This window comes from Streptomyces sp. SGAir0957 (assembly GCF_043523415.1).
In genome coordinates, this window is record NZ_CP027293.1 from 84918 (window position 1) to 110017 (window position 25100).

Annotated in this window: 14 protein-coding genes and 1 pseudogene; 4 read left to right on the top strand and 11 right to left on the bottom strand. The window is 72.2% G+C overall.

Features of this window, described 5'->3' with window-relative positions; genetic code table 11:
* Nucleotides 1–52 precede the first annotated feature (52 nt).
* The 3 genes and pseudogenes from C1N81_RS06150 to C1N81_RS06160 all read right to left on the bottom strand — a co-directional run bounded on the left by C1N81_RS06150 (nucleotide 53) and on the right by C1N81_RS06160 (nucleotide 2088).
* Nucleotides 53–952: a Vgb family protein gene (locus C1N81_RS06150; RefSeq protein ID WP_394427583.1), complete on the bottom strand. Its 900-nt coding sequence runs from the start codon at nucleotides 950–952 to the stop codon at nucleotides 53–55.
* Nucleotides 949–1595 (bottom strand): annotated as a pseudogene (locus tag C1N81_RS06155) (CatB-related O-acetyltransferase). Before C1N81_RS06155 ends, C1N81_RS06150 begins: the two are co-directional and overlap by 4 nt.
* Before the next feature lie 94 nt (nucleotides 1596–1689).
* Nucleotides 1690–2088 carry a VOC family protein gene (locus C1N81_RS06160; RefSeq protein WP_394437763.1) on the bottom strand — a complete coding sequence of 133 codons (399 nt, stop codon included), beginning with the start codon at nucleotides 2086–2088 and terminating at the stop codon, nucleotides 1690–1692.
* A gap of 245 nt (nucleotides 2089–2333) precedes the next feature.
* On the opposite strand from C1N81_RS06160, the gene C1N81_RS06165 reads away from it, so the two are divergent.
* Nucleotides 2334–2924 carry a TetR/AcrR family transcriptional regulator gene (locus tag C1N81_RS06165; RefSeq protein WP_394427584.1) on the top strand — a complete coding sequence of 197 codons (591 nt, stop codon included), beginning with the start codon at nucleotides 2334–2336 and terminating at the stop codon, nucleotides 2922–2924.
* 187 nt (nucleotides 2925–3111) lie between these two features.
* On the opposite strand, the gene C1N81_RS06170 is transcribed toward C1N81_RS06165, so the two are convergent.
* The 3 genes from C1N81_RS06170 to C1N81_RS06180 form a co-directional block, all read right to left on the bottom strand.
* A complete protein-coding gene (locus C1N81_RS06170; protein WP_394427585.1) occupies nucleotides 3112–3837 on the bottom strand; it encodes an ABC transporter permease in 726 nt (241 codons plus the stop codon).
* A gap of 107 nt (nucleotides 3838–3944) precedes the next feature.
* A complete protein-coding gene (locus tag C1N81_RS06175; protein WP_394427586.1) occupies nucleotides 3945–5504 on the bottom strand; it encodes a DUF1349 domain-containing protein in 1560 nt (519 codons plus the stop codon).
* Entirely contained in the window at nucleotides 5501–6445 is a 945-nt protein-coding gene (locus tag C1N81_RS06180) for an ABC transporter ATP-binding protein (protein WP_394427587.1), read from the bottom strand. The genes C1N81_RS06175 and C1N81_RS06180 overlap by 4 nt, the downstream gene beginning before the upstream one ends.
* Before the next feature lie 159 nt (nucleotides 6446–6604).
* On the opposite strand from C1N81_RS06180, the gene C1N81_RS06185 reads away from it, so the two are divergent.
* Both C1N81_RS06185 and C1N81_RS06190 read left to right on the top strand, forming a co-directional pair.
* Complete coding sequence (locus tag C1N81_RS06185) at nucleotides 6605–7858, top strand: sensor histidine kinase (protein ID WP_394427588.1); 1254 nt, start codon at nucleotides 6605–6607, stop codon at nucleotides 7856–7858.
* Entirely contained in the window at nucleotides 7855–8532 is a 678-nt protein-coding gene (locus C1N81_RS06190; RefSeq protein WP_394427589.1) for a response regulator transcription factor, read from the top strand. The genes C1N81_RS06185 and C1N81_RS06190 overlap by 4 nt, the downstream gene beginning before the upstream one ends.
* Before the next feature lie 222 nt (nucleotides 8533–8754).
* On the opposite strand, the gene C1N81_RS06195 is transcribed toward C1N81_RS06190, so the two are convergent.
* Nucleotides 8755–8970, bottom strand: coding sequence for a hypothetical protein (locus C1N81_RS06195; RefSeq protein ID WP_394427590.1), 216 nt, complete (start codon nucleotides 8968–8970; stop codon nucleotides 8755–8757).
* 308 nt (nucleotides 8971–9278) lie between these two features.
* Between C1N81_RS06195 and C1N81_RS06200 the strand changes: the two genes are divergently transcribed.
* Nucleotides 9279–9749: a hypothetical protein gene (locus tag C1N81_RS06200; RefSeq protein ID WP_394427591.1), complete on the top strand. Its 471-nt coding sequence runs from the start codon at nucleotides 9279–9281 to the stop codon at nucleotides 9747–9749.
* A 238-nt stretch (nucleotides 9750–9987) separates the two neighbouring features.
* Here C1N81_RS06200 and C1N81_RS06205 read toward each other — a convergent pair whose 3' ends face one another.
* Genes C1N81_RS06205 through C1N81_RS06220 form a run of 4 tightly spaced genes read right to left on the bottom strand, consistent with a single transcriptional unit; the run spans nucleotide 9988 to nucleotide 24610 of the window.
* Nucleotides 9988–10860 (bottom strand): TauD/TfdA dioxygenase family protein, encoded by an 873-nt coding sequence (locus C1N81_RS06205; RefSeq protein ID WP_394427592.1) that lies wholly within the window; start codon nucleotides 10858–10860, stop codon nucleotides 9988–9990.
* A 24-nt stretch (nucleotides 10861–10884) separates the two neighbouring features.
* Nucleotides 10885–11025 (bottom strand): hypothetical protein, encoded by a 141-nt coding sequence (locus tag C1N81_RS06210; protein ID WP_394427594.1) that lies wholly within the window; start codon nucleotides 11023–11025, stop codon nucleotides 10885–10887.
* Nucleotides 11022–20606 carry an amino acid adenylation domain-containing protein gene (locus C1N81_RS06215; protein ID WP_394427596.1) on the bottom strand — a complete coding sequence of 3195 codons (9585 nt, stop codon included), beginning with the start codon at nucleotides 20604–20606 and terminating at the stop codon, nucleotides 11022–11024. Before C1N81_RS06215 ends, C1N81_RS06210 begins: the two co-directional genes overlap by 4 nt.
* Nucleotides 20603–24610, bottom strand: coding sequence for a non-ribosomal peptide synthetase (locus tag C1N81_RS06220; protein ID WP_394427597.1), 4008 nt, complete (start codon nucleotides 24608–24610; stop codon nucleotides 20603–20605). The genes C1N81_RS06215 and C1N81_RS06220 overlap by 4 nt, the downstream gene beginning before the upstream one ends.
* Nucleotides 24611–25100 lie beyond the last annotated feature (490 nt).

Here is a 25100-nt window from a genome sequence, read left to right on the forward strand (position 1 = left end):
GGTCGCCGTAGGGGTGACCGCTTTTACTTGCAGTGGGTGAGGTGATGCTTGGTCATGCGGGGCGGATCGTGGGGGTGATGCGGGCGAGTGCGCCGATCTCCAGTGCGGTCCACAGGGCGCCGTCGGGGCCGGGGGCGATGCCGTGCGGTTCGCTGTGTGGGGTGGGCAGGTCGTGGACGGTGAGGGAGCCCTCGGGGGTGATCGCGCCGACGCGGTTGGTGGCCCATTCGGTGAACCAGGCGGTGCCGTCGCCGTCGACGGTGACGGCGTGCGGTCGGGCGGTGCGGTCGGGCAGCGGGAACTCGGTGATCTGTCCGGCGTGTGCGATCCGGCCGATCTGCCCGGCGGCGATCTCGGTGAACCACAGCGCTCCGTCCCGGCCTGCGGCGATCCCCACGGGTGCTGCCTCCGGCGTGGGCAGGGTGTGGAGGGTGACCGCGCCGTCCATGCCGATCCGGCCGATGGCGTTCGCCTGGTTGAGGGTGAACCACATGCCGTCGTCGCCACCGGCGGTGAGGGCTGAGGGGAACGCGTCGGTGACGGGGAGCGGGAAGGCGGTGACGCGGCCGTCGACGGTGATGCGGCCGATGCGGTCGGCGGCGGTCTCGGTGAACCACAGCGCGCCGTCGGGGCCGGCCGCGATGCCGAAGGGCCCGCCGTTCGCAGTGGGCAGGTCGAATGCGTCGATGACGCCGTCGGTGGTGATCCGTCCGATCCGGCCCGCCTGGTATTCGGTGAACCACAGCGCGCCGTCGGGGCCCGGTGTGATGACGGTCGGCCCGCAGGCGGGATCGAGCCGGTGGCTCGTCGGTTCCTCGCCGGGGACGAGCCGGCCGATCCGCCCGCTGTGGACGAGGGTGAACCACAGGGCGCCGTCAGGCCCGGTGGTGACGGAGTAGGGGCCGGCCGAGCGGTCCGCCACGGCGTGTTCCTCGATGGACACCTGTGTCACAGCGGCTTCCCCCCGTGGTGCTCGGCGGCGATGCGTTCGATGGCGGCCGGGGTCCCGGCCATGATGGTGTGGGCGTGCTCGGTGACCAGGTCGGCGGGCCAGTCCCACCACGCGGCGCGCAGCAGCCTGGCGGTGTCGGCGTCGTCGAAGCGCTGCCGGATGCGTCCGGCCGGGTTGCCGCCGACGATCGTGTAGGGCGGGACATCGGCGGTGACCGTCGCGCCGGCCGCGATGATGGCGCCGTCGCCGATGCGCACTCCGGGCATGACGGTCGCCTGGTGGCCGAACCAGACGTCGTTGCCGACGATGGTGTCGCCGCGGCTGGGCATGGCGGTGACGATGTCCAGGGTCCGTTCGGCCCAGCGGCCGCCGAACATGGTGAACGGGTAGGTCGACGCCCCCATCGTCGGATGCTCCGCACCGGCCATCAGGAACCGGGTTCCCGCGGCGATCGCGCAGTACCGGCCGATGATCAAGCGCTCCGGCCCGTAGGCGTAGAGGACGTTGCGGTGCTCGAAGTCCGTGGCGCCGTCCGGGTCGTCGTAGTACGTGTATGCGCCTACGGCGCGGTGACCAGCGGTTGCAGGAACACCACGCGGTGGTGGTCGGGCAGTGGGTGAAGGGTGGTGGGATCAGGCGACAAGTGCGTTCCTCTGCCATGGTGCGGGATGGCCTTGCGCCGGCCCGGGCCGCGTGCTCCGCCGCGGGACCGGGGCCCGGCCTGACATGATGGGTCGTCAGGTGTTCTCGGGGCCGGGCGCGGCGGTCCATTCGACGAACTGGATGATCACACCGTTGGGGTCGGTGATCTGGAAGAGACGCTCGCCCCAGGGCTCCGCACGCAGCGGCATGGTGATCTCGACACCGGCGTCACGCAGCCGCCGCTCCTCGCCCTCGATGCCGTCGGCGAGCGTGAAGGCGAGGATCAGGCCGCGGGCGTGCTGATCGCGCTGGTCGGCCGGCAGCACCTGCGTTCCGCGGGCGAGCAGGACGACGTCCACCGCGTCGTCGCGGGCCAGGGAGGCGAAGCCGTCGGCGGCGGCCTGCTCGGTGTAGCCGAGGTGGGTGGTGAAGAACCGCTGGGACGTGGCGACGTCGTCGACGGTGAGCGAGACGGTTGACGTGGTGATCTTCAAGGCGGTTCCCCTCATGGCTTCGCGGAGTCTGCGGTACCGGCGGGTGAGGCAGTGCGCGGTGGCGGCGCTGGTTCCGTCGCCGCCGTTGCGCAGCACCAAGACCCCGAACCGGCCACGGGCGGCATGGGAGAGGCGCGGGGCCACCACCAGAATCTAACGGCACCCTGCGTGCCGTTCCGACCGGAAGAATGTCAGCACCCGTCGGGGCTGTCAACGGCACCAGGGGTGCCGATACGATGGCGGGCATGACCGAGCCCTCCCCCGCCCCGCGCCGCAGAGGCGCCGCGCGCACCGAGGAAATCCTGCAGGTCACCCTCGACCTGGCAGTCGAGGTCGGTTACGCGGGGCTGAACATCAAGGCGGTGGCGCAGCGGGCCGGCGTCGGCAAACACACGATCTACCGCCGCTGGCCGTCCCTGCCCGCACTCCTGCTCGACGCCCTGAGCCACGTCTGGACCAGCGACCTGGACTACCGCGACACCGGCGACATCCGGGCAGACCTGCGCGAACAGTTCATCCGCTCGTCCGGCGCGCTGAGCACCCCGCCGATCGGCCCCGTCTACCGGGCCCTGATCGCCGAAGCGCAGGCCGATGCCGGCCTGCGCGCGACCATCCACGAACGCTTCCTGACCTCCGTCGAGACCAGCACCCTGCAACGCATCACGCGTGCACAGCACACCGGCGAACTGTCCCCGCACGCCGACCTCACCTTCGCCGCCGAAGTGCTGTGCGGCACCCTCTATTACCGTGCGCTCGTGTCCGACCGCCCCATCGACGAGGCCGCCATCGACGGGCTTCTGGACATGTTCATGGCCGCCTATGCGTCCCGTTCGTGACACCCGGCCCGCGCACCGTGCCCGGAGCGCAAGCCGCCCGACCGGCGGCGGACGCCGGGTCTCCGGGTCGGCAACCCGAAGACCCGCCCGCCCGGCGTCGCTCCCGGTCGGCCGCATCGCTGACCGGGTGAGGCGCCGGGCCGGGCAGGGGCCCGAAGCCACCGTGCACACGGACAGCTCGGGTCGGCTACGCGTCGCGCCTGAGCAGCAGCAGGCCGCCGAGCAGCAACGCGGCCGCGGCCCACGCCGCGAGCACGCCCAGGCCGGCCCATGGGCCGATGGGCAACTCGTGCGCATGCACGGTGGCTTGGACCGCGAGTCCGGCGGTCATGGGCGAGATCTGCTGAAGGTGACGCCGCCATGCCGGGTCGTTGACCACATGGGTGACGACCGGGAAGAGGTAGAGCAGCCCGAGCACGATCCCGATGGCGGTCGCCGCCTCCCGTACCGCCGTCGCCACGCCGAGGCCGAGCAGGGCGATCAGAACGAGGTAGAGGACCGAGCCCACGGCCGCGCGCAAGGTCGGGCCATCGGCCAGGGAGAGCGGCGCGTAGTCGTGCGCCTCGGTGAATCCGTTGCCCGGCAGGATGTAGCGGCCGGCGAGAAGGGAGGCCAGAACGGCGGCCGTCCCGGAGGCGAGGACGACCGTGGTGAGGATCGTCGCCTTGGCGGTGAGCACGGTGATCCGGTTCGGCATCGCGGTGAGCGTGGTGCGCATCATCCCGGTGCCGTACTCGCCGCTGACGGCCACCACGGCGAGGACGGCGACGACCGCCTGCCCGACGGTGACGCCGGTCAGAGCGAGCTTGACGGCGTCCTGGCCGCACCCCGCGTCCGGGCACTTCACGGCCTTGGCGGTGCCGCAGCCGACGGCCACGGTCAGCGCGACGGCGAGCAGCAGCAACCTGCCCATGTCCCCCGCGGTACGCAGCTTTGTCCACTCCGCGCACAAGGCACGGCCGAAGTCCCCTCGCCCCGCGCCGTCCGCCGTGCTCGCGAGACGTGCACCGCGGGAGAGACTCATACGTCCCTCCCCCGCAGCCGCACCACGGCCAGACCGAAGGCGAGCGCGGCGTATCCGCACAGCACGGCGAGGCCGGCCCAGGGCTCCAGCGGGTAGTAACCGGTCGACGGTTCGTACACGCTGAGCACCTGCGCGTACCGCGGCAGGGTCTGCTGGATGGCGAAGCCCGCAGCCGGGGTCACCCGCAACAGCCACTCCGAGGCGCCCGGGGGCAGTACGCCGGAGGTGGCAAGCAGGAAGGGCAGCACCATCGACGCGATGACCAGGGCGACCGCAGTGCCGCTGCGCCGCAGCAGGGCACCGACGCCTAGAGCGAGGACGGCCGCGGCCGCGCAGAGCAGGCCGGTTCCGACCATGACGCGCGCTTCGGTCGCCGACGTGACGGGGAAGACATGGAAGCCCCTGCCACGCGCACTGCGTTCCCCGAGAGGAACGGTGATCGCGGCGGCCACCAGGCCGATGGCGCACGCGACGCCCCCAGCAATCACTGCCTTCGCCCCAAGCACCCTTCCTCGCAGAGGAGTTGCCGCTACGGTCGTACGCAGCAGACCACGCCGATACTCGCCGGTGATGAACACCGCGCTCACGGCGATCACCACGATCAGCCCGGCGAAGGTGCCGACGAGGAAGTTCTCGACGGAGAAGCCGACGCCCATGACGGGCCCGCCGACGACCGGCGCGATGTCACCGGCCCCGGTCACGGTGAACCCGCCGCCGGTCTGCGAGAAGCCGCCCTTCGTGGTGCTCGTGTAGCTGCCGGAGGTGCCCGCGTCGCCGCCCACCTGGGTGCCGCTCCACGCCCTCCGGGACCAGCCACCGGTGAGGCCGGGGCGCCCGAAGGTCCCGATGGCCACGGCGGGGCTGAAGCCCGTGCCCGCCGCGGTGTCCTGCTTGGCCTCCGGTGACGTGGCGAAGAGCCCGGCCTGCACGGTGCGCGCAAGCCCGGGCAGCTTCGCGGAGCCGACCTTGGTCCAGTGGGAGCCGTCGGTAGAGGCGTGACCGGTGAGGCTGTCACCGGCGCGGACCAGCCGCAGCCAGCGCGGGGACTCCTGGATGACCTTGCCGGAAGGGCCCGCCATGTCGTGCGTGTAGGCGTACTGCATGCGCACGCCGTGACCGCCGGTGGCCATGACCGCCGCGTACGGGGATCCCTGGGTGAGGCTCTCCTTCACGATGATTCCTGCCTTCGCCCAGGGCTGGGCGCCCTGGACCGTCTTGCCGATCCCGGTGTCGGCCGTACCGGTCAGGGACCACAGGGGAACGGTGAGGGCGCCGTCGCCGGTGAGCGTCCCGTGGACGAAGTAGAAGCTGTCATTGACGGCCTCGCCGCCCGGGCCCCTGGGGTACGAGGCGGAGTCGGCGCCGCGACCGCCGGGGGCGGGGGCGGCCGTGCCGAGCAGTCCGGTCACGACCGTCACCAGGAGCGCCCCCACCATGGCGAGAACCCAGCCGCGTACCGTACGGAACTTCGTCCACTCGGCGTGCAGCGTCCTGAGGAACCCGACCCGCTCCGCGCGCCTTGTGGCCGGGGGGCGAGGGGTAAGGGTGGCGGTCATCGTGTGGCCTCCCCCACCGGGACGCCCCGGTACTCCACCGCGTCCCGGGTGAGCTCCATGTACGCCTCTTCGAGCGTCGCCCGGTGCGCGGACACCTGGGAGAACGGCACCCCGTTCCGGGCGAGCAGGGCCACGATCTCCTCGTCGGGCAGGCCCGTGACGTCGAGGGTGTCGGGGCCGGTGGCGAGAACGGTGGCGCCCGCGCCGTGCAGGACCTGGGCGGCGCGCGGGGGCGCGGAGGTACGCAGGGTGACCCGGCCGGCGGACGCCTCGGCGAGCAGGCCGGACACGCTGGTGTCCGCGACGACCCGGCCGCGACCGATCACCACGAGATGGTCCGCGGTGCCTTCGAGTTCGCTCATCAGATGGCTGGAGACCAGGACGGCGCGGCCCTGCTGGGCCAGCTCCGCCAGGAAGCCGCGCATCCACACGATGCCGTCGGGGTCGAGGCCGTTGAACGGCTCGTCCAGCATGACCACCGGCGGGTCACCGAGCACCGCCGCCGCGATCCCCAGGCGCTGGCACATACCCAGCGAGAAGCCGCCGGCCTTGCGCCGGGCCGCCGTGCCCAGGCCGGCCTGATCGATGACCTCGTCCACCCGCCGGGTCGGCACGCCCTGGGAGTGGGCCAGCCACAGCAGGTGGTTACGGGCGGTGCGGCCCGGCTGCAGCGCGGAGGCGTCGAGCAGGGCCCCCAGATGGCGGAGAGGGCGACGCAGGGTGCGGTACGGCACCCCGCCGACCAGGGCCTCTCCCTCAGCTGCGGCGAGGCCCAGGATCACGCGCATGGTGGTGGACTTGCCCGCGCCGTTCGGGCCGACGAAGCCGGTCACCCGTCCGGGCCGCACGGTGAACGTCATCCCGTCCAGAGCCAGCTGTGGCCCGAAGCGTTTACGCAGACCGATGACCTCGATCGTCGCCGTCGTACTCTCTTCGCTCATGGGCGCCACCCTGCGACGGAGCGCGTTACAGCGGCCGAACGGCCCCTGTCATCTCGCTGTTAGGCGCCTCGGCCTAGCCTGGCCCGGTACGTGTCCTGGTGCGGTACGTGTCCTGGTGAGGTACGTGTCCTGGTGCGGTGGCGAGAGGGGAACACGCGGATGAGATGGAGTCCGCCCCGACGGCTCGCGGGCCTGACCGCCCGGCTCGGGCTGCGCCGTGGCACTGCCCGCACCCGCTTCACCGCCTTGTACGTGACGCTGTTCCTGCTGTCGGGAACGGCGCTGCTCGCCATCGCGGCCCTGGTGGCATCCGGCGGATCGCGCTCCAGCCGCACCGCCCCGGGTGGCGGCGCCGATCAGCGAGCCACGGCGGCACAGGCCCAGGGCCGCATCCACGACTTGGAGCAGCAACTGGCCCAGGCGCACGACACCCAGTCCCGGCAGATCCTGCTCGGCTCCGCCATCGCCCTCGCCGTCATGGCGGTGATCTCGGTCGGCCTCGGCTGGTTCGTCGCCGGCCGGGTGCTGCGCCCTCTGCGCGTGATGACAGCGGCCACCCGCCGGATCACCGCGGACAGCCTGCACGAACGCCTGGCCGTCGGCGGCCCCGGCGACGAGGTGAAGGACCTCGCCGACACCATCGACGCCCTCCTCGGCCGCCTGGAGGGCTCCTTCGACGCCCAGCGGCTCTTCGTCGCCAACGCCTCCCACGAACTGCGCACCCCGCTCACCACGATGCGGGCCTCTCTGGACGTGGCCCTCGCCAAGCCGGGCCCGGTGCCCGAGACCACGGCCAGGCTGGCCGCCCGGATACGCGCCGAACTCGACCAGGTGGACCGGTTGTTGGAGAGTTTCCTCGTCCTGGCCCGCAGCCAGCGCGGCGAGTTCACCGACTCGGAGCGCCTCAGCCTCGGCCATCTCGCACTGACCGCCCTGACCGGACGGGCGGAGGACATCGCGGCCAAAGGCCTGACCGTGCGTGAAAAACGGATCGACGGCTCCGCGTGGGTGTGGGGCAGCCAGACGCTGCTGCGCCGCGCGGTCGACAACGTGGTCGACAACGCGATCGCGCACAACGAGCCCGGAGGCTGGATCAGTGCCGCGGCAGGGGCCGAAGGAGACGGCGCAGGCGCGGTGTCCCTCGTGGTCGAGTCCAGCGGACCGGTCCTCGACCAGCGGCGGGTGGCGGAGCTCGCGCAGCCCTTCCGCCGCCTTGGCGCCGACCGGACCGGCACGGGCCGGGGTAGCGGCCTCGGCCTCTCCATCGTCGCGGCCATCACCCAGGCCCACCATGGCACCCTGGACCTGCGCGCCCGCCCCGGCGGCGGCCTGCGCGTCACCGTCACCCTTCCCCGTACGGACGGCAGGGAGATGGCGGGAGCTCCCCACACGGAGAGGGGCATGGCGCGGTGAGAGTCCTGGTGGTCGAGGACGCCCGTCCCCTCGCCGAAGTCATCGCCGAGGGACTGCGCGACCAGGGCATGGCGGTGGACGTGGCCCACGACGGGCTCGCCGCCGCGGCCAAGCTGGACGTCACCGCGTACGACGTCGTCGTGCTCGACCGCGACCTGCCGGGCATTCACGGCGACGCCCTCTGCCAAATGATCACCGAGCGGGACGGCCGCGTGATGATCCTCATGCTGACCGCCGCCGACTCGCCCGGCGACCGCGTCAGCGGCCTGACCCTGGGCGCCGACGACTACCTCGCCAAGCCTTTCCACTTTCCCGAACTCATCCTGCGCATCCGGGCCCTGGCCCGCCGCCGTCCCACCGCCCGGTCCCGCACCCTGAGCACGGCGGGCATCGAACTCGACCCGCTGCGCCGCACCGCCAGCCGCGACGGCCACCGGCTCGATCTCTCCGTCAAGGAATTCGCGGTACTCGAAGCCCTCCTGAACGCGAGCCCCGCCTTCCTCAGCACGGAGAACCTCCTCGAACAGGTCTGGGACGAACACGCCGACCCGTTCACCAACACCGTCACCGTGACCATCAGCCGCCTGCGCCGCAAACTCGGCGCACCCCCGGTCATCGCCACCACACCCGGCGTGGGGTATCGGATCATCGACCCGGCCGCCCCACCAGACTGAGCAGAGGCCAGGGGCCGGCGACCCGCGAACGGAGGCGGGCCCTGTACACCCGGGCGTGCGGCAGGCCGACGGTGGCCGCGTCCGCGAGAGCCTGGGCCGGCTCCACCTCCCCAGCGCCGAGCAGACGGGATCCGGGCAGGCCGGGGCCGACGGTGCGACGGGCGACGCGCTCGCTGCGGCTCACCTCACCACTTCTCCCTGCCGATACCGTCGCAGCGGGGACTACTCGCGGCGCTCACCGTCCGCCCCTCCCCCTTGCCGCCGACGGGCGCGCCCCTCCAGCAAGTGTGCCTGTTCACGCCTGAGCTCGTAGTTCTCCTCCAACTGGCGCCGCAGCTTCCCCACCGCCGCACGCGTCGTCCGCTCCAGCTCCCGGGCCAGGCCACACGACTCCGCCAACCGGGCCCGCACCGCCGCACGGTACATCTCATCCGCCATGAGGAACGTCTTCCCCCGACCGGCCCTCTCACGACGAGGCGAACCCGCCATCCGGCACCCTGCCCGGCCGTCGGCACGTACCAATGAAAGACACCCGCGCTCGTGCTCGGCCTGGCTCACCTCATGCCTCACCACACGCGGGGTGAAGCGCCGGACATTCCTGTGACATGTGGGATTCCGGATCGGGCCGGCCATGGCCGCGGCGCGGAGGCGGCCGGTTTGCGGCTGGCTCGGCACAGGGCGGTTCGGTCCACTGGAAGCGAGAGTGCGCACGCCTTCTTCTCACCGAGGAGATCAGTATGGCTGACGTGACGAAAGACGCAGTGCAGTCGTCCGGTGTGCTCCTTCCACGAGCCGCGGTGGTGTGGAGCGACGAACGCTGGACAGCAGCGGTGGAAGGCCAGTGGACAGACGTGCCGGGCATGGTCATTCCGGCCGAGGTCGGCAAGGGCACCCCCAGCTACGGGGCGCTGTTCCTGGCCACCTTCACCGCCGAGATCCTGCTCAAGCAGGACAGCTGGACCGGGAGTTGCGCGTTCGACATCCTCTTCGGCGGCCAGAAGGGCCACCCGCAGAGCGACAACCACCGTTCCTTCGCCGCCATGCCGGGCGAGTGGCGCAGCCTCAACGTGACGCGGGCCTTCTCGTACGAGGACGACACCGCCCGCCGTGACGCCACCGTGAAGGTCCAGGTGAGGCGCCCGAGCGGGGTGGACTTCGGCATTCAGAACTACCTGCTGAAAGTGGAGCGCTACCCGGTCTTCACCGGTCAACTGTGATGTCGGGCAGCGGTGGCCTTCGCACCGGGACACCAGCGCAAGGCCACCGCTGTCGCCAGGCGGCGGACCGTTTCCAGGCGTACGGGGCCGGCGAGTGCCCGTAGCAATTTCTGGACGGGGCGACGGGCGGGCCTGAGCCTCGCGTCACTGACACAGCCCCTCGCAGCCACGGCCACGAGGGAACCTCTCGTGCACGGCCCCTGCGGGCCGTGCACGACTCCCGTTCTGGGTGGTGCTGTCAGGCCTTGACGGGGCCGCCGTTGATGGCGACGCGCTGGCCGTAGCGGGCGTAGGGGTAGTAGTCGTATGTCGCGTGGTGCTGCACGCAGCGGTTGTCCCAGAAGACGAGCGTGCCCGGCGTCCAGCGGACGCGGCAGTGCAGGACCGGCCTGCGGGCGATCATGTCGAAGAGCATGTCGAGCAGCGCCCGGCTCTCGTCGGCCGACAGCTGCGGGATGCGGCTGGTGTAGGCCTTGTTGACGTAGAGCAGCTTGCGGTCGGTCTCGGGGTGGCGGGCCACGAGCGGGTGCTCGCTCTTGGGGATGACGTAGTCGGCGGGCGGGGTGTAGCCCGCCAGGGCCTGGGCGCCGTCGTGGATGGCGGTGAGCGGGTCGAGCAGGGAGCGCAGGGCGGGCGAGAGCATGTCGTAGGCCAGGTGCATGCTGGCGAAGAGCGTGTCGCCGCCGCAGCCCGGCTCGGGGATCTCGGTGATGTAGAGCATCGACCCCAGGGACGGTTCGGCGTCGGCGGTGCCGTCGGCGTGCCAGCCGTTGCCCGCCACGTTCACCGCGGCCGACGTCGTGCGGATCTCCAGGATGTAGGGGTCGCCCTCGGGCGGCGGCGGGCTGACGGGGCGCAGCTCGCCGAAGGCCCCGGCGAAGCGCTTGTGGTCCTCCGCGGTGATCGTCTGGTCGCGGAAGACGAGGACGTGATGGTCGCGGAACGCGGTGCGTATCTCGTCCAGTTGCTCGGCGGAGATCTCCTTCGACAGGTCGACGCCGCCGATCTCCGCGCCCAGCACGGGGGTGATCCGTTCGACCGTGAGCGTGCGGTAGGGGTGCACGGGCCGTGTGGTCACCGCTTCCAGTGCTTCGCGCTCGTATGACTCCATGACATCCTCCGGAATGGGGTGGGGTTACAGGCCTCGGTCGAGCGGGTCGGCGAGGGTGGTGCGGCCGAGAGCGGGGGTGTCGGGGGTCTCGCCACCCGGTGGGCCCGGCTCGGTGGCCGCGGGACGCCGGAACGACCGTACGGACAGGGGCTGGTGAAGGTTCACCGGCCGCGCTCCGGTGTCTGCTCGCTGCGGGGCGTGGCGCCGTCCGCCGGGCCGGCCAGCATCGCGGTGATGGTCCCGGCCACCGCGTTCACATGGGGTGCGGCGACGATGCCGTAGTGGTCGGTGGGCAGCGTGCGCCGTACGGCGGAGGAGGGCAGGCAGGCGCTCCACTGCCGGTCCGTCTCCTCCGGGTCGCCAGGCGCGGGCATACCGGTCGTGGGCAGTTCGGCCAGCCACAGGTACGTGGGGACGGCGGCGAGCGGCCGGACCTGGTGCTCGCCCAGGCTGCGCAGGTTGGCCCGGCAGCAGCGGGCCAGTCTGTCGGCGTACGCCTGCGCGTGTTCGGCCGACACCGGTGAGGCCGTGGTGCCGAGTTCGGCGGCGAACACCTTCTCCAGATGGGTCTCGTCGTAGGCGGCGACCAGCACGTCCGCCCGCGGCGGTGGCGGGTCAAGGAGGTGAAGCGTCTCCACCCGCCGGCCGACGGACTCGGCGACGGAGGCCATCTCCATGGCGACCCTGGCTCCGTACGACCATCCCGCCAGGTGGATGCGATGGCCGGGGCCGCCGAAGCGGGCGCGGAGTGCCGCGTCGTAGTGGTGGGCGCGTTCGGTCAGTGACCACGCGGGCAGCGTGCTGTCGCGCAGCGCCGGATCGGCGATGAGGCACACGGTCGGTACGGGCCCGAGCGCTGCCGCCAGGGACCGGTAGGCCTGGATGTCTCCGCCCACGGGGTGTATCAGGCACAGGACGTCCGGTCCGGTCCCTTCCTGCCAGATCTCGAGCGCCACCGGTGAGTCGGTGCTCTCTGCGGCGTCCGCTCCGGCCCCGGTCTCGTTCTCGGCGGGTGTGAGGGCCGCGTCGAGGTGTTTGAGAATTTCGGAGAGGCTGACCCGGTGGCTGAAGGTGCCCAGGTCGAACTCGACGCCGAAGTCGTCCTCGATCTGCACGATCAGGCTGAGCATCATCAGCGAGTCGGCGCCGAGGTCGTACAGGGAGTCCTCCGGGTCCAGTCGGTCCACGCCCAACAGGTCCTGGATCACGCGGGTCATGGCGCGCGCTCGCTCCGCGGCGCCGTCCTCGTCCTGAGCGGCCGCCTCCTCCGCGCGGTGTGCCGGCCCGGACGGTGCGGGGAGCTGTTCCGCCCGGCCGGCGTCGACGGGGGCGTAGAAGGAGCGGGAGAGGTCGAGGTCGGTGGTGGAGACGAGGAGTTGCGGCAGTTGCAGGGCCAGGGCCCGGCCGAAGACCGCTTTGCCTTCCTCGACCGTCAGGCCGACCTCCAGATGCGCCTGATGGCGACGGTCGGGGTTCGCGACCTGGGTCGCCATTCCGGTCTCGCGCCAGATGTCCCAGTCGATGCCGAGGCGGACCGTCGTCTCCATCTGTGTGGCGCGGTGGTGGGCGAAGCCGTCGAGCAGGCTCGCGCCTGCCGCGTAGTCGCTCTGGCCCACACCACCGAGGAGGGCGGACATCGAGGAGCAGTAGACCGCGAGTTCCGGCCGGAAGCGCTCGATCAGGTGCTCCACGACGAGGGCACCCAGGTCCCGGGCCGCGGCGGCGTCGCGCATCGCCGTGGCGTCGCGGCGTACGAGCAGTCCTCCGAAGCCGAGGCCCGCCGCGTGGACGATTCCGTCCAGGCGCGGGGTGTGCGCGGCGACGGCCGCCACCACGTCGTGCACGGGCTGGACGGCCAGGTCGGCCGTGACGAGGCCGACGCGGTCCGCCCAGGGGGCCAGTTCGGCGGGCAGCCGCGGGTTTCTCGACAGCAGCAGGACCCGGCCGGCGGTGTGTTCCAGCAGCCATGCGGCGATGGCGCGGCCTATGCCGCCCGTGCCGCCGAGTATCAGATGGACGGTGTCCTCGTCGGACGGTACGGGCAGGACGCGCGGGTCGGCCGGCGCAGCTACGGGGACGGTGCCCGGACGCCACCAGTAGCCCTGCCGCAGCGCGACCTGCCGGGGCAGAGCCGGGCCGCCGGACTGTTCCGTGCGGCGTGCTTCGCCGACGATCGCGGCCACGTGTCCGGCCCAGCCGGTGAGGTCGCCGTCGGGGAGGTCCAGCCAGTGGCCGGTCAGGGCGGACTCCTGCGGGGCGACCTCGACCGGCCCGGCGAGGAGGGCCAGTTCGGGCCTGTCCACCGTTCCGGCCACGGGCCGGGCGCCGTACGACAGCCACCACACGCGCGGGGTGCCGGTCCGCCCGGACAGTGCCTGGGCCAGGGCCGCCGTCGTGTCCAGACAGGCGCGGCGGGCGTGGTCCAGGCTCCGGGGGCCGACGGGTCCCGTCACCTCCAGGGGCAGCGTGTGCACCCATTCCGCGTCGGCGAGGTCCCAGGTGTCGCCGGTGCCGCCGTCGGACAGCGCGTCAAACAGCAGGCGCAGGGAGTCCGGGTCGGCCGGGTCGGCGTCGAAGAGGTCGGGTCCGCGGCGGGCGAAGGTGCTGGACGCGCGCACCAGTACGACGCGCGACGCGACGGCCTCGAAGGGCGCGCACACTTCCCGCGGCGTGGTCTCGCCGGCCACGACGATCACCGCGGACGCGCGGGTGACGGGCGCGGGGGTGCCCGTCGTCGCGGGCGCGGGGGTGTTCGCCATTGCGGCGCGGCGCAGCCGGACCCAGTGCGGCTGATGCAGCCAGTCGGCCTCGGGAAGCCGCTGGGGCCCTCCGGCTGCGGCTTCGGGCGTGCCGTCTTCCGGCGTGCGGTTCCCGGGCGTGCGGTTCCCGGGCGTGCGGTTGCCGGGCGTGCGGTTGCCGGGCGTGCGCTTCCCGGGCGTGCGGTCGATGTCGTATTCCGCGAGCGCGAAGGACGGGGGCGGGAAGTCCCAGGGCGCCGGGGCGGGCGCCGCCCGCCAGTCGACAGGGGTTCCGGCGGTCCAGTGCTCGGCGAGGTCGTGCGCCGTGCGGCCAGGGGCGGGGACCGGCGCGGCGTCCGGGTCCGCGATACCGTGCGGGACCTTCCCCGCGGGCACCGCGCGCAGCCACTCCACGGCGGTGGCGGCGTCCTCGACGGGCGCCGCGCACCGCAGGCGACGAGCGGCGCGTCCGGTCTGCAGATGGCGCAGCACGGACTCCAGGCGCTCGGGCCGCAGGCTCAGGTAGTCGGCGATGCGGGTGGCGTCGGCGGCGAGCGCCTCCGTGCTGGACGCGGACAGCACCAGACAGCGCGGCACGGAGTCGGGCGCGGTGGCCGCCGTGGTGTCGGCCCCGGTGTGCTGTTCGACGATGACATGCGCGTTGGTGCCGCCGATCCCGAAACTGCTGACCGCGGCCACCCGTTCACGCTCCGTCGGCCAGGGCGTGGCTTGTCCCGGGACGTGGAACGGGGTGGGGTCGGGGCCGATCTCCGGGTTGAAGACACGGAAGTTGATCGTGGGCGGGACGATTCCGTGGTGCACGGCGAGGGTGGCGCGTACGAGGCCCACCACACCGGCGGCCGCGCCGAGGTGGCCGAGCTGGCTCTTGACGGAGCCGAGCGCGCAGCGGCCGGACTCGCTCACGTCGAACGCCTGGCGCAGCGCCCCGACTTCGATGGGGTCGCCGAGGCGGGTGCCGGTTCCGTGTGCCTCCACGTAGCCGAGGTCGGCACCCGTGCGTCCGGCGCGGGCCAGGGCGGTCCGGATCACCTCGCGCTGCCCGGCAAGGGACGGCGCGGTGTAACTCATCTTCGCCGTACCGTCGTTGTTGATCGCGGAGCCGGTGACGACCCCGTAGACGGTGTCCCCGTCGCGCTCTGCCTGCCGCAGCGGTTTGAGGACCACGACGCCGACTCCGCTCGCGCCGACCGTTCCGGTCGCGTCGTCGCTGAAGGGACGGCAGTCGCCGTCCGCGGAGAAGATGTGCTGCGGGCGGTAGCGGTAGCCGCCGGTCAGCCCGGGGTCGATGAGCACGCCCGCGGCGAGCATCACGTCGGCCTCGCCCTGCCGCAGCAGGCCGGCCGCGAGGTGCACGGCGACCAGGGAACTGGAGCACGCCGTCTGGGCGCTGAAGGCGGGGCCGGTCAGCCCGAGGTGGTAGGCGGCCTTGGTGGCCAGGAAGTCCTTCTCGTGGTGCAGGGCGAGCTGGAAGCCGTCGGGCAGCCGGGCGGGGTCCGCCTCGCGCAGCATGCTCTGGAAGTAGGTGTTCTCCCCCGCACCGGCCACCAGGCCCACACGCGCGGCCGAGGTGTCCGCGACTCCGGCGTGGGCCAGCGCCTGGACGCAGGCCATCAGGAGGTGCCGCTGCTGGGGGTCCATCAGGCGGGCGTCCTGCGGGCTGATCCCGAAGTGGCCCGGGTCGAAGTCGAGCATCCCGTCGAGCGTGCTGTGCGCCCCGATGACACCCTCCGGGGCGTCGATACGGCGGATGCCGGTGCCGCCCGAGACCACCAGGTCCCAGAACGCGGCCAGGTCCGGCGCGCCGGGCACGCGCACCGCCATGCCGACGACCGCGATCGGTTCGCCGGGCCGCGAGGTCCCGCCGGTCCTCTCGGCCGCGGGGGCGGGCGCGGGGGTGCCGGAGAGGTGGCGGGCCAGGGAGCGGACGGTGACGTGCTCGAACAGGTCCGCGACGTTGAAGCGCAGGCCGAGTTCCGTGGTGCAGCGCAGGTGGAAGCGCATGAGGGTGAGGCTGGAGGCGCCTGCCTCGAAGAAGGTCTGGTCCGGTCCGATGGTCGCGCCGGTGACCTCCTCGAAGGCGGCGGTGAGCCGTTCCTCCTCGGCGGAGAGGCCGGTGCGGGCGGCTGCCGAACGGGACATCTCCTCGCCCGGTGCCCGCAGCGCGGCCTGCCGGTCGAGCTTGCCGCTGGGGGTACGCGGCAGCTTTTGCAGGCTGCGGAAGCGGTCCACGCGGACGTAGGCGGGCAGCGCCGCCGACAGATGCGCGGTCAGGGCGTCGGCGGACAGGGACGCGTCGCGGATCTCCAGGCAGGCCGTCAGCCGGTCGCCGTCCCGTACGACGACGGCGCCCGCCACATCCGGATGGCGCAGCAGGGCGGCCTCGACGGAGCCGAGTTCCAGCCGGTGGCCGCTCAGTTTGATCTGCTGGTCGTCGCGGCCCGCGTAGTGCAGCAGGCCGTCGCGGTCGAACCACGCCCGGTCGCCGCTGCGGTAGAACAGGCCCGCGCCGGGCACCTCGACGAAGCGTCCGCCGTCGGAGTCGGGTTCGTCCAGGTAGCAGCGGCTGGTCATGGTGCCGCCGATCAGCAGCTCGCCGGTGCACAGCGGCGGAACCGGATCGCCCTGGGCGTCCACCACGCGCAGGTCGGCGCCGGCCACCGGGCGTCCGATGGCGGGCCGCTCCGGCCACCCAGCGGGATCGCCCTCCAGGCACAGGGCACTGACCACGTGCGTTTCGGTCGGCCCGTAGTGGTTGAACAGGCGGGCGCCGGGCAGTCCGGCGAACCAGCGGCGGATGGTGTCGGTGCACACCAGTTGCTCGCCCGCGGTGACCACCTCACGCAGCCGCGAGGGGTACCGGCCCAGGCGGACCCCGTACTCGGCGAGCAACTGCAGGGCCACGTACGGCATGAAGATGCGCTCGGCGCCGGTGAACTCCAGCCGCTCCAGCAGCGCGGGGGCGTCCTGCCGCCACTCCGGGCGGACGAGCCGGAGGCTGCCGCCGGTGCACAGGGTCCCGAAGATCTCCTGGAAGGACACGTCGAACGCCAGCATCGAGTACTGCTGAGTGGCCGCCGGGGCGGTCAGCCCGCCGGGCCCCGACTGCCACCGGATGAGGTCGCACAGCGTGCGGTCGGAGATCTGGACGCCCTTGGGAACGCCGGTGGAGCCGGAGGTGAACAGGGTGTACAGCGGTCGGGCGCCCTCGTGCGCGCGCCACTTCCGGGCGGCGGCCGACGGCGCACTCGTGTGGTCCGTGGCGTCGCCCTGGTGGGTCGCCGGGTCCGTCAGCGCGACGAGGTGGCGTTCCACGCCGTCCTGGAGCAGCGTGTCGAGCGTCGGCAGGCCGTCCTGCGTGACCAGGACGCACAGCGGGTCGACCCGTTCCAGGACGCGGCGCAGCGCAGCGGCCGGGTAGGAGGGGTCGAGGGGGACGGCGGTGACGTTCAGCCGGGCCAGCGCCAGCAGGGCCACCACGTGTTCGGCGGACGGTTCCACGTACAGGGCCGCCCGGCACGGGCTGCCGTCGGCCGGGATCGCGTAGCGGTCGGCCAGTTCATCGGCGAGGTCCGCGGCGAGGGAGTCGAGCGCCGCGTAGCTCAGGGTGCTTCCGTCGGCCGTGACGACGGCGGGGGCGTCCGGGGTGCGGGCGGTCTGCTGGGCGAAGCCTTCGGCGATCGTGGTGAACCCCGGTTCCGGGGCGGGTCCGCGCCCGTGCTCCGGCAGGGAGCGCCGGTAAGGGGCGACCAGTTCCCGCACGGTGGAGGAGCCGCCGGAGGCAAGCGCGGCCACCGCCCGCCGCAGCAACTGGGCCATCGCCTCGACGGCCTCGCCGGTGAACCGGTCCTCCGCGTACTCCCACAGCAGGTCGAGTCCGTCGGGATGCTCGACCACGGAGACCGTCATGGGGCACTTGGCCTCCGACGCGGCCCACCACAGGGGGCGCTGGACGCAGCCGGGCAGCCGCAGCCCTTCGAAGTCGGTGTTCTCCAGGACGAACAGGAAGTCGAACGGGGTGCCGTCTCCGGCTGCCTCCCAGCCGGTCAGCACGTCCGCCAGCGACACATCCTCATGTCGCAGTACCTCTCGCGTGCCGGCCCCGGTGCGGGCGAGGTGTGCGCGCAGGTCCTCGTCGGGTGCGACGGTCACGGGCAGCAGCACGGTGTTGGCCATCATGCCCACGCTGTCCTCGAACTCGCCCACGGGCCGGTTGGCGACGGGGCCGGCGATCCGCGGCCGGAGCAGGCCGGTCACGCCGTACAGGCTCCAGGAGAACAGGCCGAGCAGCACCTGGAAGCGGGTCAGTCCCAGCTCGGCGCAGAGCTGGTCCACCCCGGCCCGGTGGACGACGTCGAGCGTCGTGTGCAGCAGCCGCGCCCGCGGCGCCGGGTCGGCGTCCAGGGCGGACAGCGGTTCCTGAGGCTCCTCCACGGCGCGGTAGAACGCCAGGAGTTCGTCGCGCTGTGCCTGGTAGGCCGCGGTCGAGAACCAGGCGCTCTGCCAGGCGGCGAAGTCGAGCGGGTCGGGTACGGGTACGGGTACGGGTACGGGTACGGGTACGGGTCGCTGGTGCCGACCGGTCGCGGCGTCGGCGTCTGCCTCGGCGTCGGCGGCTCCGGCTCCGGCTCCGGCGTACTCGGCGGACAGATCCCGCAGCAGGTTCGTCAGCGACCAGCCGTCGACGGCGATGTGGTGCAGGTGCAGCAGCAGTGTGCCGCCACCGGCACGGGGCAGCCAGGAGGCCCGGAACATGCGGGGGACGGCGAGGTCGAAGGGCTCGGCGAAGAAGGCGTCGGCGAACGCGTGTGCCTCATCCTCGTCCCAGGCCCGCTGTGTGCCCGGCTCGTGCCAGGGATCGTACGGCTCGCCGACCGTCTGCAGGAGCCCGAGCGGCCCGGCGTCGAAGCTCGTGCGCAGCGCCGCGTGACGTGCCACCAGGGCCCGCAGCGCCCGCCGGAGGGCAGCGGTGTCGACGGGCCCGTCCACGCGGAAGGCCTGGCCCACGGAGTACGCCAGGGAGCCCGGCGCGCGACGCTGCAGCAGCCACAACCGCTGCTGCTCGCTCGTGGCGGGCGCCGAGGAGGCACCGGCGACCACGACGTCCGGGTAGGGGCTCTCCTCGCCGGGGCCGGTCGTGGTGACGGCCCTGGCGATCGTGGCCAGGTCGCCGTGGAGGACGGCCGCCTGTGCCAGGTCGCGGCCCCAGCGCTGCCGGACGGCGAAGCGGAACCGCAGGGCCTTCAACGAGTCGCCGCCGTTGGCGATCCACCGGTCGCCGAGCCGGAGGCCGGTGACCCCCAGGATCTCCTCGGCCAGCTCCAGGACCTCGCGCTCCGCTCGTGTGGCGGCCGGACCCTCGGAGGCGGCCGGCTGCCAGGGCCTGCCGGCCCGCTCGTGCAGCGCGGCCTGGTCGACCTTGCCGTTGGCGTTGAGCGGCAGTTCCCCGACGAGATGGATCCGGTGCGGGCGCATGTAGACGGGCAGGCGGGCCGTGAGGTAGCTGTCGAACTCCTCGTAGGTCAGCTCTTGTTGGGTCGGCTCCTGTCGCAGGGCGACGAACGCCAGCAGTTCGTTCGGCCCGTCCTCGCCCGCGCGGCGCGTGCACACGTAGGTCTGCCGGACCGCCGGGTGCGCGGCGATGTGCCGCTCCACCTCACCGGGTTCGATCCGGAAACCGCGGACCTTGACCTGGCGGTCGGCCCGGCCGACGTACTCCACCAGGCCCTCGTCGTCGGCTCGGACGAGGTCACCGGTGCGGTAGTACCGCTCCCTGCCGCCGTCGAGCCAGGCGAGGCGCACGAAACGCCGCTCGGTCTCCTCGGGGAGGTTGCGGTAGCCGACCGCGAGTCCGGCGCCGCTCAGGAGGAGTTCGGCGACCTCGCCCGGTGCGGCGACCCGCTCCTGGCCCTGCGGGACCAGGACGGCACCGGTCCGCGGCAGGGGCCGGCCGATGGGCACCACGTCACCGTCGAAGTCCCGCGGGATCGGATGGCTCAGGGCGAAGGTGGCGGACTCCGTCGGCCCGTACGCGTTGAACAGGCGGGTGGCGCTGTCGGGGTTGTCCCGGTACCACTGGCGCATCACCTTGGCGTTGAGCTGCTCACCGCCCACCAGGACCTGGCCGACCGAGGCGAAGCAGTCCGGTACGGCCGTGACCACCGCGTTGAAGAGCGCGGCGGTGACGAACATGCTGTCCACCCGCTCGCGCCGCAGTGCCGCGGCGAGCCGCTCGGGGGTCTGCGCGTCCTCGTCGGACAGGACCACGCTGCATCCGCCGGACAGCAGAGGGACCCACACCTCGAAGCTCAGCGCGTCGAACGCCGGGTTGGCCATCCAGGCGTAGCGCCGGCCGGGCTCGACATCGAGGTAGCCGGGGTCGGCCAGCCGCGCGATCCCGGCGTCGCGGACCTCGACTCCCTTGGGCTGTCCGGTGGTTCCGGAGGTGTAGAAGAGGAAGGACACGTCGCCGGCGGTGGGCGGCGCCTGCACGGCGGCCGGGGTGTCCGGAAGGCCGGGCAGGACGGCCGCCGAGGCGTCTGGGAGGCCGGGCAGCAAGGTGTCCACGAAGAGTGCCCGCACCTCCTGAGGAAGCGCGCTGGCGCTCTCGGGCGCGGCGTGCACCAGAGCCGTCGCGCCGGAGTCGGCCAGGATGAAGCGGCGGCGTTCGGCGGGGCTCTGGGTGTCCAGCGGCACCACGGTGGCGCCCAGCCGCAGAATGCCCAGCATCACGCAGACCAGCCGCCACGAGCGGGGCAGCGCCACCGCGACGGCCTGTCCTCGCGTCACGCCCTCGCGCGCCAGTGTTCCGGCCACGGCCGTGGCCGCGGCGTTCACCGTCGCGTAGTCCAGCCGTACGTCGCCGTCGACGACCGCGTCCGCCCGCGGTGAGCGCAGCGCCTGACGGTGGATCTGCTGGGCGAGCCCGGCCGGTGTTTCCGGGTTCTCGGGCACACCGGCGGCAGAGGTTGAGAAGTGCGGTTCCATCATGCCTCCGACGTGCCAGAAAGGATCTTGCGCCCCGTAACTGCCTCGTCCTGCTCGGTCGCCGCCGGGTCCAGTTCGGCGGTGAGGACGGCGGCCACACGCGGCAGTGCGTCGCTCTCCAACATGTCCCAGTGGCCGCAGGCCACCGGCTCGACCTCGAAGCGACCGCTGACGCGGCTGCGCCAGAACGCACGCTGCCCGGCTGCCGCGCCCTCGCTGTCCTCCCCCTCCGACTCACCCTCCACGGCGGTCGCCTGCATCAGCACGACACGGGCCGAGGACTCGGGTACGACGTAGTGGCGTGTCGTCTCGCGGTGGTGGTTGTAGACGTTCAGGTACCGGGCCACCTGGTCGTCGTCGATGCCCGGGTACATGCCGTTGAAGCGCACCAGCTTCTCCCGGAACTCGTCCATGCCGACCGGGGCGATCTGGGCGCGCTGCTCCGCGTCCTCGGCGCCGTGGGTGTCGAGCAGGACCACGCTGACCTTTTCGTGTCCGGCGGCCACCAGGTGGCGGCCCATCTCGTAGGCGACCAGACCGCCGTAGGAGAGCCCGGTGAGCACCAGTGCCTCGTCGGGGCGGGGAGCGACGAGCCGCAGATACTCCTCGGCCATCGCCTGGATGTCCGGCAGGGTGGACTCGCCGGGGTTGATGCCCGGCGCCTGGAGCCCCACCACGCCGACGTCGGCGGGCAGCTCCGTGGCCAGGGGCAGGTAGCAGAACGCGGTGCCTCCGGCGGGGTGCACGCACACCACGCGCCGCCGGCCGTCGCCCGCGCGGAACTCCACCAGGCTGCTGTGCTCCGCGGGCTGAGACGCCTCGCTCACACGGACGCGTACCCGCTCGGCGAGCGTCTCGATGGTGGGGTGCAGCATGACGTCCCGGACCGGCAGGGCCACGCCGAGTTCTTCCTGGACGGCGGACGCCATCTTGATCGCGGAGATCGAAGTGCCGCCGAGATCGAAGAAGTTGTCGTCGATCCCCACGTCCGGGTGGAGCAGCACCTGCCGCCAGATCTGGTACAGCGCCATTTCGACCTGATCGCGGGGCGTGGAGGTGTTGACCCGCTCCGTGCGGCTTCCCGCGACGGCGCGCAGCACCGCGGTCCGGTCCACCTTTCCGCTGCGGTTCAACGGCAGCCGGGGGAACTCGGCCACCACGACGGGGATCATGTAGTCGGGCAGGCGGTCCTGGAGAGCGGCGCGCCATGCGTGCGGTGTCCACGTCGTCTCGGCGTCACGTCCCACACCGGCGACCAGGTGCGGGCCTCCTGGTGTGTCGCGGTCGGCGAGCACCACCGCTTCCCGCACCCCTGGCACCGACAGCAGCGCTGCCTCGACCTCGCCCGGTTCGATGCGGAAGCCGCGCAGCTTGAGCTGGTCGTCGCCGCGGCCGACGTACTCGGCGTTTCCGTCCGGCAGCCAGCGCGCCAGGTCGCCGGTGCGGTAGACGCGTGCGCCGGGGACGAACGGGTCGGGTACGAAACGCTCGTCGGTGAGGTCGGGGCGGTTCAGGTATCCACGGGCCAGGCTCGCTCCACCGAGGTACACCTCGCCGGTGACTCCCACCGGTACCGGCCGCATACGATCGTCGAGCAGGTACAGGCGGGTGCGGCGCAGGGGCCGTCCGATGGGGCACGGCCGGTCGTAGGGCTGCGGGTCGGTGTAGGCGGTGGAGTAGAGCGTCGCCTCGGTCGGGCCGTAGCCGAAGCAGATGCGCAGGCCGGGCAGCACTTCGCGGATGCGGTGCAGGGCGGCCTCGGGCAGGGACTCGACGCCGGTGAGGAGCTGGCGCAGGCGCAGCCCGGCCAGTCGCGCGGCCGGATCCTCGTCGATCCACAGGATGTAGGACGGGGGCAGGAACGCCTGGGTGACCTCGTGTTCGCGCAGCCAGTCCACGAGCAACGAGGGGTCGCCCCGGAGTGCGTCGGGGACCATGTGGAGCACCGCTCCGGTGGTCAGCGGGACGAGGAGTTCGTGTACCGAGGCGTCGAAGCCGATGCTCGACCAGGCCGATGACGCCTCGCCGGGGGCGTCTCCCATGAGGTCGCGCCAGTGGTCGAAGAGGTTGACGACGCTGCCGTGCGTCACCGCTACGCCCTTGGGCCGGCCGGTCGATCCGGACGTATAGATGACGTAGGCGAGCCGCGTGGGGTCCGTGTCGACGGGCGGTGCTTCGTCGCGCGTTCCCTCGGCCTCCGTCGCCGCCAGGTTCCGCCACAGCTCCCGGTCGCCGGTCGCGGCCTCGGCCTGGTCGGTCAGTACGAGTACCGGTGCGGCGTCGTCGACCATGGCCGTGAGCCGCTCCGGGGGCTGTCCGGGGTCGAGCGGCAGATAGGCGGCCCCCGCCTTGAGGATGCCGAGTACGCCGACGACGAGTTGGGCCGTGCGTCCGGCGTGCAGGCCCACCACGCGGTCGGGTCCGGCGCCGCGGGCGATCAGCGCGTCGGCGAGCCGGTTGGCGCGGCGGTCAAGGGTGGCGTAGTCCAGTTCCGTGTCCCCGGCCACCACGGCGGGCTGCGTCGGCCGTGTGCGCACCTGTTCCGCGAACCGCTCCAGCAGGCCCGCTGATGCCGGTGGGTCCGGCAGGTCCGCGCCGGGCCCGGTGCTGAAGGCCGTGAGGAGTTCCCGCTGTTCGTCCTCGTCCAGCAAGGTGAAGTCGGTTATTTCCGCTTCGGGCCGTTCGGTCATCAGGCGCAGCACGCGGAGCAGTTGGCGCACGTACCGTTCGACGGTCGTCCGGTCGAACAGCGCCACCGCGTAGTCGATTTCCCCGGTGAGGTGCCGGCCCTCGTCGGCCAGCGCGAGGACCATGTCGAACTTCGCGGGGACGTGGGCCGCGTCCTCCCGCAGCTCGACCTTCAGGTCCGGGAGTTCCAGTTCCTTGCGCATGGAGGGGACCCAGGCGAACAAGGTCTGGAACAGCGCCGTGTAGGCAGGGCTGCGCGGCGGGTTGACCACTTCGACGACCCGCTCGAAAGGCAGGTCCACGTGGTGGAGGGCGTCGCGGATCCGCTGGTTCACCCGCTTCAGGGCGTCGCCGACGCTCGGCGCCCCGGAGAGGTCCGCGCGCAGGGCGAGCGTGTTGACGAAGAAGCCGATCAGACCCTCGACGTCTCCGCGCCGACGGTTCGAGGTCGGGGCGCCGACCACGATGTCGTCCTGGCCGGAGAGCAGGGACAACAGCACCGACCAGCCGGTCAGAACGGTCGCGTACAGGGAGACATCGTTGTCAGCGGCGAGCTTGCGAAGGGCCCGCGTCAGCTCCTCGTCCACGGACACGGGCACGCGGTCTCCGTCGAAGACCTGCTCGGGCGGCCGAGGCCGGTCGGTGGGCAGGGACAACACGGCCGGGGCATCGGCCAGCGTCGCGGCCCAGTAGTCGGCGTGCGCCGCTGGCTCGTCCCCCGACATCCAGTCCCACTGCCAGCGGGCGTAATCGCTGTACTGCCAGGTCAGATCGGGCAGCGACACATCCTGGCCCTGCTGGAGCGCGGTGTACATCAGGCCGAGCTCCCGCAGCAGCAAAGAGCGGGACCAGCCGTCGAAGATGATGTGGTGCGCCGTCAGAAGCAGCACGTGGTGGTCCGGTTCGAGTGCCACCAGGCAGCCGCGGACCATGGGCTCCTCACCCAGACGGAACGGGGTGCCTTCCACCTTCCGCCTCGTCCGCGCGAAACGTTCGGCAGCGTCCGGAAGCGCCGTCAGATCCTCGAAGGTCACCGGGAATCCGGTCTCCGGCGGATCGACGACCAGAAGCGCGGAGCCACCGGAGGGCACCAGTCGGGTACGCAGCGCCTCGTGGCGGGCCGCCAGCAGGTGCAGCGCCCGGATCAGCAGGTCCCGGTCCAGCGGCCCGTGGATGTCGAAGGGCATCGGCTCGTTGTACGCGGCACTGGCCTCTCCGTCCATGCGCGCCGTGACCCAGAGCCTCTCCTGCGCCAATGACAGAGGCGCAGGGGATATGTCTTTGCCGGAGTGATGGGTGACCGTGGTGGGGGAAGGCACTGATTACCCTTCGCGAGAAAAGAACGCGGCGAAAAAGGAATGCTGCATCACCAGGGGGAGGATGGCCGATGCAGTGATGCACGAGCATGCCCGACAGTTCCGCTTGAGAACAGTTCCGCTGTCGATCGGAATATACGCGCATCATCGCGCATAGCAGGGACGGCCGAGTGAAACCATAAGCCAAGCCGAGGGCGGCATTACCTGGCCAGCCCGCACTTAGGGAATCCATGCGCGAACGCACGGAGAATTACTGAGAGTTCCGGGACGATCCTTCACCGGCACGGTGGCGCCTCGCCCGACCTTCGGAGAATCGCCGCCCTATCAGCACTCCATAAAGTTGCCCCACGTATACACGGAGGAATAGTCGAAGGATATTGTGCGTTCCTGACCACCCCCGCAGTGGTTCATTTCGCCGATATTAGGCGCGGGCCGATCTTGGGGTCAATAGTGACCCACGCCACACCCGCCGGGCGGCGCGCTCGTCACGGCT